This is a genomic window from Achromobacter sp. 77, from assembly GCF_020541125.1.
GTDB lineage: Bacteria > Pseudomonadota > Gammaproteobacteria > Burkholderiales > Burkholderiaceae_B > Achromobacter > Achromobacter mucicolens.
The window spans coordinates 4,403,459-4,416,696 of record NZ_CP059848.1 but is presented as its reverse complement, the minus strand read 5'-3'; the positions used below and the strand labels follow the sequence as shown (position 1 = coordinate 4,416,696).

The 13,238-nt window shown below is 67.0% G+C and carries 10 protein-coding genes; 7 read left to right on the top strand and 3 right to left on the bottom strand.

All coding sequences use genetic code 11. The features are described from left to right. The first annotated feature begins 19 nt into the window (after nt 1-19). From H4P35_RS20500 to H4P35_RS20490, 3 genes are read left to right on the top strand one after another with little or no spacing between them, the layout of a single operon-like run. Nucleotides 20-2,308: an NADP-dependent malic enzyme gene (locus H4P35_RS20500; RefSeq protein ID WP_152382296.1), complete on the top strand. Its 2,289-nt coding sequence runs from the start codon at nt 20-22 to the stop codon at nt 2,306-2,308. Beyond that, entirely contained in the window at nt 2,289-3,518 is a 1,230-nt protein-coding gene (locus H4P35_RS20495) for a patatin-like phospholipase family protein (RefSeq protein WP_062838766.1), read from the top strand. Before H4P35_RS20500 ends, H4P35_RS20495 begins: the two co-directional genes overlap by 20 nt. Further along, complete coding sequence (locus H4P35_RS20490) at nt 3,515-3,982, top strand: barstar family protein (protein WP_056326651.1); 468 nt, start codon at nt 3,515-3,517, stop codon at nt 3,980-3,982. The genes H4P35_RS20495 and H4P35_RS20490 overlap by 4 nt, the downstream gene beginning before the upstream one ends. Nucleotide 3,983: 1 nt before the next feature. Here the strand turns inward: H4P35_RS20490 and H4P35_RS20485 are convergent, their stop codons facing one another. Further along, the gene (locus tag H4P35_RS20485; RefSeq protein WP_180098085.1) at nt 3,984-4,715 is read right to left on the bottom strand and encodes a 16S rRNA (uracil(1498)-N(3))-methyltransferase; all 732 of its coding nucleotides are present in this window, start codon (nt 4,713-4,715) and stop codon (nt 3,984-3,986) included. Nucleotides 4,716-4,919: 204 nt separating this feature from the next. Here H4P35_RS20485 and tkt point away from each other — a divergent pair, with 204 nt between their 5' ends. The 4 genes from tkt (at nt 4,920) to H4P35_RS20465 (ending at nt 11,108) form a co-directional block, all read left to right on the top strand. Beyond that, nucleotides 4,920-6,956: a transketolase gene (tkt, locus tag H4P35_RS20480; protein WP_226846722.1), complete on the top strand. Its 2,037-nt coding sequence runs from the start codon at nt 4,920-4,922 to the stop codon at nt 6,954-6,956. A gap of 15 nt (nt 6,957-6,971) precedes the next feature. Further along, complete coding sequence (gene gap / locus H4P35_RS20475) at nt 6,972-7,982, top strand: type I glyceraldehyde-3-phosphate dehydrogenase (RefSeq protein WP_056326654.1); 1,011 nt, start codon at nt 6,972-6,974, stop codon at nt 7,980-7,982. Nucleotides 7,983-8,075: 93 nt separating this feature from the next. Continuing rightward, nucleotides 8,076-9,272, top strand: a complete 1,197-nt coding sequence (locus H4P35_RS20470; protein ID WP_056326655.1) for a phosphoglycerate kinase — start codon at nt 8,076-8,078, stop codon at nt 9,270-9,272. 147 nt (nt 9,273-9,419) lie between these two features. Next, nucleotides 9,420-11,108 carry a SulP family inorganic anion transporter gene (locus H4P35_RS20465; protein ID WP_226846720.1) on the top strand — a complete coding sequence of 563 codons (1,689 nt, stop codon included), beginning with the start codon at nt 9,420-9,422 and terminating at the stop codon, nt 11,106-11,108. Between the two features lie 123 nt (nt 11,109-11,231). Here the strand turns inward: H4P35_RS20465 and fabI are convergent, their stop codons facing one another. Both fabI and H4P35_RS20455 read right to left on the bottom strand, forming a co-directional pair. Next, nucleotides 11,232-12,005 carry an enoyl-ACP reductase FabI gene (gene fabI, locus H4P35_RS20460; RefSeq protein ID WP_063953231.1) on the bottom strand — a complete coding sequence of 258 codons (774 nt, stop codon included), beginning with the start codon at nt 12,003-12,005 and terminating at the stop codon, nt 11,232-11,234. After that, nucleotides 12,002-13,186, bottom strand: a complete 1,185-nt coding sequence (locus tag H4P35_RS20455) for an acetate/propionate family kinase (RefSeq protein ID WP_226846718.1) — start codon at nt 13,184-13,186, stop codon at nt 12,002-12,004. The genes fabI and H4P35_RS20455 overlap by 4 nt, the downstream gene beginning before the upstream one ends. Nucleotides 13,187-13,238: the final 52 nt, after the last annotated feature.

Below are 13,238 nucleotides of genomic sequence, written 5' to 3'. Positions count from 1 at the left end.
TCTAGCCAGTAGCCGCCCTATGGATGCCAACCTTCGCAAAGCCGCCCTTGAATATCACGAGCACGGGCGCCCCGGCAAAATCTCGGTCACGCCGACCAAGCAACTGACGAACCAGCGCGATCTGGCGCTGGCGTATTCGCCCGGCGTCGCGGCGGCCTGTGAGGAAATCGTGGCCGACCCGGCCAACGTGTACCGCTACACCGCCCGCGGCAATCTGGTGGGCGTCATCACCAACGGCACCGCGGTGCTGGGCCTGGGCAACATCGGCGCGCTGGCCTCCAAGCCGGTCATGGAAGGCAAGGCCGTGCTGTTCAAGAAGTTCGCCGGCCTGGATGTCTTTGACATCGAAATCAACGAAACCGACCCGGACAAGCTGGTCGAGATCATCGCCGGCCTGGAAGCCACCTTCGGCGGCATCAACCTTGAAGACATCAAGGCGCCGGAATGCTTTACCGTCGAACGCAAGCTGCGCGAGCGCATGAACATTCCGGTCTTTCACGACGACCAGCACGGCACGGCGATCTGCGTGTCGGCGGCCTTCATCAACGGCCTGAAGGTCGTGGGCAAGGACATCAAGCAGGTGAAGGTCGTCACGTCCGGCGCGGGCGCTGCGGCGCTGGCGTGCCTGGACCTGATGGTGGACCTGGGCCTGCCGCTGGAAAACATCTGGGTGACCGACATCGAAGGCGTAGTCTATGAAGGCCGCACTACGCTGATGGACCCGGACAAGGCGCGCTTTGCGCAAAAGACCGACGCCCGCAAGCTGGCCGAAGTGATCCAGGACGCCGACGTGTTCCTGGGCCTGTCGGCCGGCGGCGTACTCAAGCCGGAAATGGTGGCCGCCATGGGCCCGCGTCCGCTGATCCTGGCGCTGGCCAACCCCACGCCGGAAATCCTGCCGGAAGTGGCGCACGGCGTGCGCGACGACGTGGTGATGGCCACGGGCCGGTCGGATTACCCGAACCAGGTCAACAACGTGCTGTGCTTTCCGTACATCTTCCGCGGCGCGCTGGACGTGGGCGCCACGACCATCACGCGCGAGATGGAAATGGCGGCGGTGCATGCCATTGCCGACCTGGCCGAAGAAGAGCAGAACGAAGTCGTGGCCGCGGCCTACGGCACGTTCGACATTTCGTTCGGCCCCGAATACCTGATCCCCAAGCCGTTCGATCCGCGCCTCATCGTGCGCATCGCGCCGGCGGTGGCCAAGGCCGCGATGGAAGGCGGCGTCGCCACCCGTCCGCTGGCCGACCTGGAAGCCTACGAGGAACAGCTGCAGCAGTTCGTGTACCACTCCGGCGCGTTCATGAAGCCGCTGTTCTCGGCGGCCAAGCGCATCGTGCGCGAAGGCGGGCCCGCCCGCATCGTGTTCGCCGAAGGCGAAGACGAGCGCGTGCTGCGCGCCGTGCAGGTGGTGGTGGATGAGGGCCTGGCCCGTCCGATCCTGGTGGGCCGCCCTTCGGTGCTCTTGACCCGCATCGAAAAGCTGGGCCTTCGCCTGCGCCTGGGCGAGGACGTCGAAGTCACCAACCCCGAATACGACGAGCGCTTCCACCAATACTGGACGACGTATTGGGAACGCATGTGCCGCCGTGGCATCACCAAGGAAATGGCGCGTGTGGAAATGCGCCGCCGCATGACGCTGATCGGCGCAATGATGGTGCACCTGGGCGATGCCGACGGCATGGTCTGCGGGTCCGTCGGCGCGTATCACGACCACCTGCGTTTCGTGGACGAAGTGATCGGCCGCCGTCCCGGCCACAACGTGTACGCCGCCATGAACATCCTGCTGCTCAACGAGCGCACGGTGGTGCTGGTGGATACGCACGTGAACGACGAACCGACGGCCGAGCAAATCGCCGAATTCACCGTGGCCGCCGCGCGCGAGATGCGCCGCATGTACCTGGCGCCCAAGGCCGCGCTGCTGTCGCGCAGCAATTTCGGATCGGGCAGTTCGGCATCGGGCGCCAAGATGCGCCGCGCGCTGGAGCTGGTGCGCCAGATGGATCCCGACCTGGAAATCGACGGCGAGATGCACGGCGACTGCGCGCTGGACGAGGCGCTGCGCATGCGCATCCTGCCGTCCTCCACGCTCAAGGGCGAAGCCAACCTGCTGGTGTGTCCGAACGTGGACTCGGGCAACATCGCGTACAACCTGCTCAAGACGGCCGCGGGCGGCAACGTGGCGGTGGGGCCGTTCCTGCTGGGCGCCAACGCGCCCGTGCACATTCTGACCTCCAGCTCCACCGTGCGCCGCATCGTCAACATGACCGCGATGACGGTGGTCGATGTCAATACACCGCGTTGAAGTCAAGCCGGCCGGCGGGTCGTGCCCGCGCACGCCCACCGGCCTGGTCCTGACGGGCGGCGGCGCACGCGCCGCGTACCAGGTGGGGGTGCTCAGCGCCATCATGGAGCTGCTGGACCCCGACTGGCACTCCCGTTTTCAGAACCCCTTCGACATCATCTGCGGCACCTCGGCCGGCGCGATCAACGCCGCCGCGCTGGCCTGCCGCGCCGACCGGCCGCATCTGGGTGTGCGGCGCATCCGCCGCCTGTGGTCGTCGCTGAACACCGACATGATCTACCGGGCCGACGCGCCGGGCCTCATCCGCACCGGCGTGCGATGGCTGGGCCTCTTGTCGCTGGGCTGGATGTATTCAGGCCTGACGCGCAAGCGCCCGCACTCGCTGCTGGACAATGCCCCCATGCAAGGGCTGCTGGAGCGGGTGCTCGACTTTCACAACCTGCGCGCCAACCTGGAAGGCGGGTCGCTGTCCGCGCTGGCCATCACCGCGTCGGGCTACACCAGCGGCGAGCACCTGACGTTCTATCAGGCGCACACCCCCATCGAGCCCTGGCACCGCTACCTGCGGCTGGCGATCCCCACGCCCATCGGCATCGAGCACCTGATGGCGTCGTCGGCCATTCCCTTCGTCTTTCCGGCGCGTCAGGTGCAGGTTCACGGCAAGGGCGAATGGTGCGGCGACGGCTCGATGCGCCAGCTGGCGCCGATCAGTCCGGCGATCCACCTGGGCGCGCACCGAGTGCTGGTGATCGGCACCGGCTACCGCGACGACACCCATCCGGAAAATCGCGAGGATTCGCCCCCGTATCCGTCGCTGGCGCAGGTGGGCGGACATGCGTTGTCCAGCATCTTCCTTGACGGCCTGTCGGCGGATGTCGAGCGCCTGGAACGCATCAACTACCTGATGGACCACGCGGACCCGAAGGGCGTGCCGCCCGCCGTGCGCCGCATCGAGGTGCTGACCATCACCCCCAGCCAGTCGCTGGATCTGATGGCGCTTGAGCATTTGCACGACATGCCGGCACAGGCGCGTGCGCTTTTCCGCGTACTCGGTGTATCGTCCGATCCACACCGTCCGGGGGGAGGGGCGCTGATGTCCTACCTGCTGTTCGAAGCCGGCTACACCAAGCGATTGATCGAACTGGGTTATGCCGATACGATGCGACGTAACGACGAAGTGATCGCCTTTTTCAGGGAGGCTCAGGCATGACGCGCAATGGCCAATCGAGTTTGCAGCGGCAGCTGATGCGCGGCGGAGCGCTGGCTCACGACGGGCTGGACAAGAAGGCCGTGGTGGACGCCGCGCATGAGCTTGGCCTGTCCTTGTTTGTTGCCAATTGCGACCCCTGCCGCAGCCGCTCGGCGGTCTTGCGCGCCATCGTCAAGGCGGTGGATTTCCCGGAATACTTCGGCGGCAACCTGGACGCGCTCTACGATTGCCTGTGCGACACGGTGCTGGACCACAAATCCGGCGTGGTGCTGTGGCTGTATCGCCTGCATTCCGGCGACCCGGCCTTGGCGGAAGACGCCGGCCGCATCGAAACCGTCTGCTCCGACGCGGCGGATTTCGCGCATGAAAACGGCCGCGTGTTTGCGTATGTGATCGAGCACGCCGGCAAGCATCCCGATCCCGAGCCCGGCGTGGCCGCGGCGCCCTACGGCGAAAACGACTGACCTACCAACCGCGCAGGGCGCTGACCGCCGACAGCAGCGCCAGGCCGGCCGTCTCGGTGCGCAGCACCCGGGGGCCAAAGCGCACGGCGCGCACGCCGGCCTTGCGGGCCGCTTCCAGTTCCTTGTCCGACCAGCCGCCTTCCGGGCCGACCAGCAGGGTGATGGACGTCTGATCCGATGCGCCTTGCAGCGCCGTGGCCAGGTCGTCGGTGGCTTCCGGGTGGCACAGCACGCGCAATCCGTCAGCGGGTTGGCCCAGCCAATCGTCCAGCGACTGCGGCGCATCCACGGCCATCAGGCGGTTGCGGCCGCATTGTTCGGCGGCCGATTGCGCGATGCGCTGCCAGTGCCCGACACGCTTTTCCAGCCTCGCGCCCGACAACTGCAGCACGCTGCGCTGCGCCGCGATCGGGCTGACCCGGGCCGCGCCCAGTTCCACGGCCTTTTCCACCACCCAATCCATCTTGTCGCCCGAGGGCAGGCCCTGGGCCAGCGTGATGCGTCCGCCCAGTTCGGCTTCGCGAGGGTTGAAGTCGCCCAGCTGGGCAAAGCCGGCCTTGCCCTCGACCTCCAGCACCGCGGGGTATTCGCCGCCCTGGCCATTGAACAGGGTGACGGTTTCGCCGGCGCGCAGGCGCAGCACGCGCAGCGCGTGATGGGCAAGCGCTTCCGGCAGGGCGATGCGGGCGCCGGCGGCCAGCGGGGCGTCGCAGTAGAAACGGGGGGCGGGCATGGGGAAGGGGACTCGAAATGACAGGGGACTGACGGAGTACGCGTAGCCTACCATTGCTTGCCGATCGCCCTGAAACCCGCGATTACATAGGGCATCCGGCCGATGGCCTCCGGGAAATCCCCTGATGCTAAAATCACCTGCTTCGCAACCTACTCAACTGGCCCTATTTCTTCTTAGGCGCGCCAGTTTCAAAGAGCCTTCCGAATGAGCAATCCGACCGCCCCTAAACTTGCCTTGGCGGATGCCATCCGCGCCCTCGCGATGGATGCCGTGCAACAAGCGAACTCCGGGCATCCGGGTGCTCCCATGGGCATGGCGGAAATCGCCCAAGCCTTGTGGGCCGGCAACCTGCGCCACAATCCCAAGGATCCCGCCTGGGCCAACCGCGACCGCTTCGTGCTGTCCAACGGCCACGGTTCGATGCTGATCTACGCCCTGCTGCACCTGACGGGCTACGACCTGCCGATCGAAGAACTCAAGAATTTCCGCCAGTTGCATTCCAAGACGCCGGGTCACCCCGAAGTGGGCATCACCCCGGGCGTGGAAACGACCACCGGTCCGCTGGGCCAGGGCCTGGGCAACGCCGTGGGCATGGCGCTCGCCGAAGCGCTGCTCGCCGCCGAATTCAACAAGCCGGGCCACACGCTCGTCGATCACCACACCTACGCGTTCACCGGCGACGGCTGCCTGATGGAAGGCATCTCGCATGAAGTGTGCTCGCTGGCCGGCACGCTCAAGCTGGGCAAGCTGGTCGTGCTGTACGACGACAACGGCATTTCCATCGACGGCCACGTCGAGCACTGGTTCGCCGACGACACCGCCAAGCGTTTCGAAGGCTACGGCTGGAACGTCATCCGCGGCGTGGACGGTCATGACGTGGCTGCCGTGGACGCCGCCATCAAGGCCGCACGTGCGCAGTCGGACAAGCCCACGCTGATCGTCTGCCGTACCGTGATCGGCAAGGGTTCGCCCAACATGGCCGGCACGCACAACGTGCACGGCGCGCCGCTCGGCAAGGACGAAATCGCCGCCACGCGCGCCGCGCTGGGCTGGTCGTCCGAACCCTTCCAGATTCCGCAAGACATCTACGACGGCTGGGACGGCCGCAAGCAGGGCGCCGAAGCCCAGGGCGAATGGCAGAAGCGCTTTGATGCCTACGCCGCCGAATTCCCCGCCGAAGCCGCCGAATTCACGCGCCGCATGAAGGGCGAGATGCCCCAGGGCTACGCGGCCCAGTTCAAGGCCTTCCTGTCGGCCACGCTGGAAAAGGGCGAGACCGTCGCCACCCGCAAGGCCTCGCAATTCGCCATCGCCGCGCTGGCGCCGATGCTGCCGGAAATGCTGGGCGGCTCGGCCGACCTGACCGGCTCGAACTTCACCGACTGGAAGGGCGTTGGCGCCGTTCGCGCCGGCGACAAGGGCATCCAGTTCGGCCGCCACATCAACTACGGCGTGCGCGAATTCGGCATGGCCGCCATCATGAACGGCATCGCGCTGCATGGCGGCTACCTGCCGTTCGGCGGCACGTTCCTCACGTTCTCGGACTACTCGCGCAACGCCATCCGCATGGCCGCGCTGATGAAGCAGCGCGTCGTCCACGTGTTCACGCACGACTCCATCGGCCTGGGCGAAGACGGCCCGACCCACCAGTCGATCGAGCACGCGGCCAGCCTGCGCCTCATCCCCAACCTGTCGCTGTGGCGTCCTTGCGATACGGCCGAGACCGCCGTGGCCTGGAACGCCGCCGTGACGCGTCCGGCCAGCATCGGCATGGACGTGCATGACGGCGGCCCGACGGCCCTCTTGCTGTCGCGCCAGAACCTGCCCTTCGTGCAGCGCGACGCGGCCACCGTCGACGCCATCGCCCGCGGCGGCTACGTGCTGCGCGACGCCGAAGGCGCCCGCGCCGTCATCATCGCCACCGGCTCTGAAGTCGCCATCGCGCTGGACGCGCAGGCGCAGCTGGCCAAGGAAGGCATCGCCGTGCGCGTGGTCTCCATGCCCAGCACCGACGTCTTCGACAAGCAGGACGCTGCCTGGAAGCAATCCGTGCTGCCCAAGGGCCTGCCGCGCGTGGCCGTCGAGGCCGGCGTCACCGCCTTCTGGCACAAGTACGTGGGCCTGGAAGGCGCCGTGGTCGGCATCGACCGCTACGGCGAGTCCGCGCCGGCCGGCGCCCTGTTCAAGTTCTTCGGGCTGACCGCCGACAAGGTGGCCGAGACCGTCAAGCAAGTTTTGTAAAAAAGGAGCTTAGTCATGACCATTCGCGTCGCCATCAACGGTTACGGTCGCATCGGCCGCAACATCCTGCGTGCCCACTACGAAGGTGGCAAGAAGCACGATATCGAAATCGTCGCCATCAACGATCTGGGCGATCCCAAGACGAACGCGCACCTGACGCGCTACGACACCGCCCACGGCAAGTTCCCGGGCACCGTCGAAGTCGACGGCGAGTTCATGGTCGTCAACGGCGACAAGATCCGCGTGCTGGCCAACCGCAACCCGGCCGAACTGCCGTGGGGCGACCTGAAGGTCGACGTCGTCCTGGAATGCACGGGCTTTTTCACCACCAAGGAAAAGGCCGGCGCGCACATCAAGGGCGGCGCCAAGAAAGTCATCATCTCGGCCCCCGGCGGCAAGGATGTCGACGCCACCATCGTCTACGGCGTCAACCACGGCGTGCTGAAGTCGACCGACACCGTCATCTCCAACGCGTCGTGCACCACCAACTGCCTGGCCCCCCTGGTCAAGCCGCTGAACGACAAGCTGGGTCTGGAAAACGGCCTGATGACCACCGTTCACGCCTACACGAACGACCAGGTCCTGACCGACGTCTACCACGAAGACCTGCGCCGCGCCCGTTCGGCCACGATGAGCATGATCCCCACCAAGACCGGCGCCGCCGCCGCCGTGGGTCTGGTCCTGCCGGAACTGAACGGCAAGCTGGACGGCTACGCCATTCGCGTCCCGACCATCAACGTGTCGCTGGTCGACCTGTCGTTCGTGGCCAGCCGCGACACGACCGCCGAAGAAGTGAACGGCATCCTGAAAGCCGCCTCGGAAGGCGAGCTCAAGGGCATCCTGGACTACAACACCGAACCCCTGGTCTCGGTCGACTACAACCACAACCCGGCCTCCAGCACCGTTGACGCGTCGCTGACCAAGGTCTCGGGCCGTCTGGTCAAGGTCTCGTCCTGGTACGACAACGAGTGGGGCTTCTCGAACCGCATGCTCGACACCACTGTCGCGCTGATGTCGGCCAAGTAAGCACGCCGCCAGTCCATAAGGGGACGGATTTGTTTTCCGCCATTGCGGAAAATGGGTTCGTCCCCTTTGTTCGCCTACCGAAGGAATCCAACTATGTCCAAGGTCCAAACCCTGTCCGCGCTGGCCAAGGCCGGCGCCCTGTCCGGCAAGCGTGTGTTCATCCGCGCCGACCTGAACGTCCCGTTCGATGACGCCGGCCGCATCAGCGAAGACACCCGCATCCGCGCCTCGGTGCCCGGCATCCGCCTGGCGCTGGACGCCGGCGCCGCCGTGATGGTCACGTCCCACCTGGGCCGCCCCAAAGAAGGCGTCTTGACTGACGCCGATTCGCTTGCCAAGGTCGGCCAGCGCCTGTCCGAACTGCTGGGCATGCCCGTGCCGCTGGTGCGCGATTGGGTCGATGGCGTGAAGGTCGATCACGGGCAGGTCGTGCTGCTGGAAAACTGCCGCGTGAACGTCGGCGAAAAGAAGGACGACGAGGCGCTTGCCAAGAAGATGGCCGCGCTGTGCGACGTGTACGTCAACGACGCCTTCGGCACGGCGCATCGCGCTGAAGCCACCACGCACGGCATCGCGCGCTTTGCCCCCGTGGCCTGCGCCGGCCCGCTGCTGGAAGCCGAACTGGATGCCCTGGGCCGCGCGCTGCACGAACCGAAGCGTCCGCTGGTCGCGATCGTGGGCGGCTCCAAGGTGTCTACCAAGCTGTCCATCCTGCAATCGCTGGCCGACAAGGTCGACCAGCTGGTCGTGGGCGGCGGCATTGCCAATACGTTCATGCTGGCCGCCGGCCTGTCCATCGGCAAGTCGCTGGCCGAGCCCGATCAGGTCGAACAGGCCCGCGCCGTCATCGACATCATGAAAAAGCGCGGCGCGGCCGTGCCGATTCCCGTTGACGTGGTGTGCGCCAAGTCGTTCGGCGCCGACGCCGAGGCCACCGTGAAGGCGGCCACCGACGTGGCCGACGACGACATGATCCTGGACATCGGCCCGCAGACCGCGGCGCAACTGGCCGAGATCCTCAAGAAGGCCGGCACCATCGTCTGGAACGGCCCGGTGGGCGTGTTCGAATTCGACCAGTTCGCCAATGGCACGGAAGTGGTCGCCCGCGCCATCGCCGACTCCGAAGGCTTCTCGATCGCCGGCGGCGGCGACACCCTGGCCGCCATCGCCAAGTACAAGATCGGCGAGCAGGTCGGCTACATCTCGACCGGCGGCGGCGCGTTCCTGGAATTCCTGGAAGGCAAGACCCTGCCCGCCGTGGCAGTGCTGCAAGACCGCGCCGCGGGCTGATCCCGCGGTGTGACGGGTGTCTGACGGCCGGCAGGTGTCAGACACCCGGATTGATTTACCTTGCACCGCCCTTGAGCGAGTTGGTTTAGGCTTGGTGGTCGTCCCGCGTCGTGTGGGAGTCCTTTTTTCAGGTCGTCCTGCTGCACCATGAACCTTCGCGTCATTCCTGGCCTGGCCAACTTCCAGGGCATCACCCGCGACTCGGCCCGGCGCGACATCACGGCGGGCTTTAGCGTGGCCGCGGTGGCGCTGCCGGTGGGGCTGGCCTATTCCGCCATGATGGGAGTGCCGCCCGTTGCCGGGCTGTGGGCCGCCATTGCGGGCATGCTTGCCTACGCGTTCTTCGGCTCGTCGCGCACCCTCATCGTCGGTCCCGACACCGCCACCTGCACCCTCATTGCCGCCACCTTGACCGGCATGGCGCTGACCACACCCGAGGCGCGGCTGCAGGCCGCCACCAGCATCGCGCTCACCGTTGGCGTGGGTTGCCTCATCGCCCGGGTCCTGCGGCTGGGCGTGCTTGCCAACCTGTTGTCGCGGCCGGTGCTGATCGGGTACATGGCCGGCGTGGCGGTCACGCTGGCGACGTCGCAACTGAGCGGCCTGACGGGCGTGGGCCTGCGCAACAGCGGCCTGATCCACCCGTTCATGGAGCTGTCCCACCGGCTGTCCGAAATCCGGCTGCCGACGCTACTGCTGGGACTGGCCTCGTGCGTTTTCCTGGTGGCCGTGAAGCGCTGGCGCCCCTCCTGGCCAGGGCCCATTTTGCTGGTGGTCGCGACCTGCCTGCTTTCCTGGCTGTTCAACTTTCCGGCGATGGGCATCGCGGTGGTGGGCGACGTGCCGGCCGGCCTGCCCGCGTTCCGCCTGCCCGTAAGCCTGGAAGGCGTGGACAGCATCCTGCTGGGCGCGGCCGGGGTGCTGGTCGTCAGCTTTTCCAGCGGCATCGTGACCGCCCGCAGCTTTGCGGCGCGCACGGGCGAACACGTCGACCCGAACCGCGAACTGGTGGGGTTTGGCGCGGCCAACGTGGCCGCGGGATTGTTCCAGGGCTACGTCGTGACGGGCGCCGATTCACGCACGGCGGTCGGGCTGGTGGCAGGCGGGTCGTCGCCGCTCGTCAGCATCAGCGCGGCGGCCGCGCTGGCCGTCGTGGTGGGCCTGTTGAGCGAGCCGCTCTATTGGCTGCCGCAGTTCGCGCTGTCGGCCATCCTGCTGCTCGCCGCGGCCAGCCTGTTCGACTGGCAAGCGTTCAAGCGGCTGGCGCGGATTTCGCGCATCGAACTGGCGTTCGGGGTGCTGGCGGCCGTGGGCGTGGTCGGGTTCGGCGTGCTGCAGGGCGTCGCGGTTTCCGTGGGCGCAACGCTGCTCTACGCCATGTATGTGTCCGGCAATCCCCGCGATGCGCTGCTGGGCCGCTTGCCCGGCGAGACGGTGCTGGGCAAGATGCACCTGAATCCGCAGGCCCAGCCCGTGCCGGGCGCCGTGATCTGGCTGTTCGAGTCCTCGGTCTGGTTCTTCAATGCGGACGCCTTTCGCCGCCGCGCGCGCGAAGTCATCGAACAGGCGGGCGACGTGCGCTGGTTCGTGCTGGACGCCGAAGCCATGACCCAGGCCGATGCCGACGCCGTCGAGGCGCTCTATGAACTCAAGCGCATCCTGGACGAACGCGGCATCTCATTGCTGGTCGCGGGCGGCCACGGCAAGTTCCGCGAGGCGTTGCAGCGCTCGGGGCTCGTCAAGAAGATCGGTCCGGACAGGATCTTCGGCAGCCCCGAACAGGCGGTGGAAGCCATCGAGCGCTGGCGCCAGGGCGGGCCGGCGACGCTGGGCTGACCTTCGAATGACCTGGGTGTCTGACACCCTCGGATGACCAGGTGTCTGACACCCTGGAGCAATGACCTGCGCGCCTGGATGCCGCACGCAGCGTGCCTGACACCTTGCAAGCCATTACCCGCCTCAATCGATGATGTGATACCCGCCGTCGATGTACAGCGTCTGCCCCGTCATCAGCCGCGCCGCGTCGGTAGCCAGCCACGCGGTCGCTTCGCCAACGTCGTCAATCGACACCAGGCTTCGCGCGGGCGCCTTGGCCTGGGCGCGGTCCAGCATGCTGTCGAATTCCGCGATGCCGGACGCGGCGCGCGTCTTCAGCGGTCCCGGCGAAATGGCGTGGACGCGGATGCCTTGCGGGCCCAGTTCGGCGGCCAGGTAGCGCGTGGCCGATTCCAGCGCGGCCTTGACCGGTCCCATCATGTTGTAGTGCTCGACCACCATTTGCGAGCCGTAATAGCTCATGCAGAAGAGGGCGCCGCCATTGCGCATCAGCGGCTCGGCCAGCTTGGCCATGCGGATGAAGGACCAGCATGACACGTCCATCGCCTGCAGAAAGCCCGCCCGCGAGCAGTCCGTGACTCGCCCGTGCAGGTCCTCGCGCGGCGCGTAGGCCACCGAATGCAGCACGAAATCCAGGGCGCCCCACTCGTGCGTGATGCGGTCAAAGACGGCTTCAAGCTCGCCGTCGTTCAAGAGGTTCAGCGGCATCAGCAAGGGCGCGTCCACCTGTTGCGCCAGCGGCGCCACGTGCGGCAGGGCCTTGTCGTTCAGGTAGGTCACCGCCAGTTCGGCGCCCATCGCGCGAAACGCCTTGGCGCAGCCCCACGCAATGGAGTCGGCATTCGCGATGCCGGTCACCAGCCCGCGCTTGCCGGCCAGCGGCAGGTGCGCGCTCATTGCTGCCTCACCAGGGCAAGCGTGTGTTGGGCAATGATGAGCTCCTCGTTCGTGCGCACCACGTAGACGCCGATGCGGCTGTCGTCAGTCGAGATGCGCGGCCCGTGGCGGGCGTTGCGCTCGGGGTCCAGCTTGATGCCCAGCCAGCCCCAGTGTTCGCTGATCGCCTGGCGGATTTCGGCGGAGTTTTCGCCCACGCCGGCGGTGAAGACGATGCCGTCGATGCCGTTCATCGCGCAGCCCAGGCCGATCATGCCTTCGGCCACGCGCCAGGCGAAATACTTCAACGCCAGCTTGGCCGACGGCGCATTGCTGGCCAGGAGTTCGCGCATGTCGTTGCTGATGCCCGACAGGCCCTTCATGCCGCAGTCGTGATACAGCATGTGCTCGATCTCGTCGTGGCTCATGCCCTGTTCCATCATCCACAGCACCACGCCGGGGTCCAGGCGGCCAGGACGTGTGCCCATCGGCAGGCCTTCCAGCGCCGTGAAACCCATGGTGCTGTCCACGCTCTTGCCCTGGTGGATCGCGCAGGCCGACACGCCGGACCCCAAGTGGGCGGCGACGATCTTGCCCATGGCGATGTCCGGCAGCGCCTGTTTCAGGCGCTGCGCGATGTATTCGTAGGACAGTCCATGAAAACCGTAACGGCGCACGCCCTCCAGGTACAGGCGCTCGGGCAGCGCGTAGCGGTCGGCCACGTCGCTATGGCTGCGATGAAACGCCGTATCGAAGCAGGCCACCTGCGGAATCCAGGGCCGGCGTTCGCGGATGACGCGGATCGGCGCCAGGTTGTTGGGCTGATGCAGCGGCGCAAGCGGCGTGAACGTGTCCAGCTTGGCCAGGATGTCGTCATCGATCAGCACCGGCTCGGACAGGTCCGGCCCGCCGTGCACCACGCGGTGGCCGACGGCCAGTGGCGCGCCGCCCAGGTGGCCGCTCAACCACGTGCCCACCACCTCCTGCGCGTTGGGCACGTCGGGCGCGTGGCTGGGCGCGATGTCGCGCTCGACCAGCGTCTCGCCCGCGGCGTCGCGCACCCGCAGGCGCGGATGCGTGGTGCCGATGCCTTCGAGCTGGCCGCCCAGCCGGGGCGCGAGCTGGTGGCTGGCATCGATGTCATACAGGTAGAACTTGATGCTGGAACTGCCGGCGTTGATGACGAGGATGGTGTCGCTCATGGCGGTGTGCTTCCATGTTGGGACAAATCGCGCGAAAGCCCGCGGCGGCGGG

Excerpts from the sequence above, each read along its gene's own strand:
- H4P35_RS20500 (WP_152382296.1), top strand. The coding sequence starts at position 20 with ATGGATGCCAACCTTCGCAAAGCCGCCCTTGAATATCACGAGCACGGG.
- H4P35_RS20495 (WP_062838766.1), top strand. The coding sequence starts at position 2,289 with ATGTCAATACACCGCGTTGAAGTCAAGCCGGCCGGCGGGTCGTGCCCG.
- H4P35_RS20490 (WP_056326651.1), top strand. The coding sequence starts at position 3,515 with ATGACGCGCAATGGCCAATCGAGTTTGCAGCGGCAGCTGATGCGCGGC.
- H4P35_RS20485 (WP_180098085.1), bottom strand. The coding sequence starts at position 4,715 with ATGCCCGCCCCCCGTTTCTACTGCGACGCCCCGCTGGCCGCCGGCGCC.
- tkt (WP_226846722.1), top strand. The coding sequence starts at position 4,920 with ATGAGCAATCCGACCGCCCCTAAACTTGCCTTGGCGGATGCCATCCGC.
- gap (WP_056326654.1), top strand. The coding sequence starts at position 6,972 with ATGACCATTCGCGTCGCCATCAACGGTTACGGTCGCATCGGCCGCAAC.
- H4P35_RS20470 (WP_056326655.1), top strand. The coding sequence starts at position 8,076 with ATGTCCAAGGTCCAAACCCTGTCCGCGCTGGCCAAGGCCGGCGCCCTG.
- H4P35_RS20465 (WP_226846720.1), top strand. The coding sequence starts at position 9,420 with ATGAACCTTCGCGTCATTCCTGGCCTGGCCAACTTCCAGGGCATCACC.
- fabI (WP_063953231.1), bottom strand. The coding sequence starts at position 12,005 with ATGAGCGCGCACCTGCCGCTGGCCGGCAAGCGCGGGCTGGTGACCGGC.
- H4P35_RS20455 (WP_226846718.1), bottom strand. The coding sequence starts at position 13,186 with ATGAGCGACACCATCCTCGTCATCAACGCCGGCAGTTCCAGCATCAAG.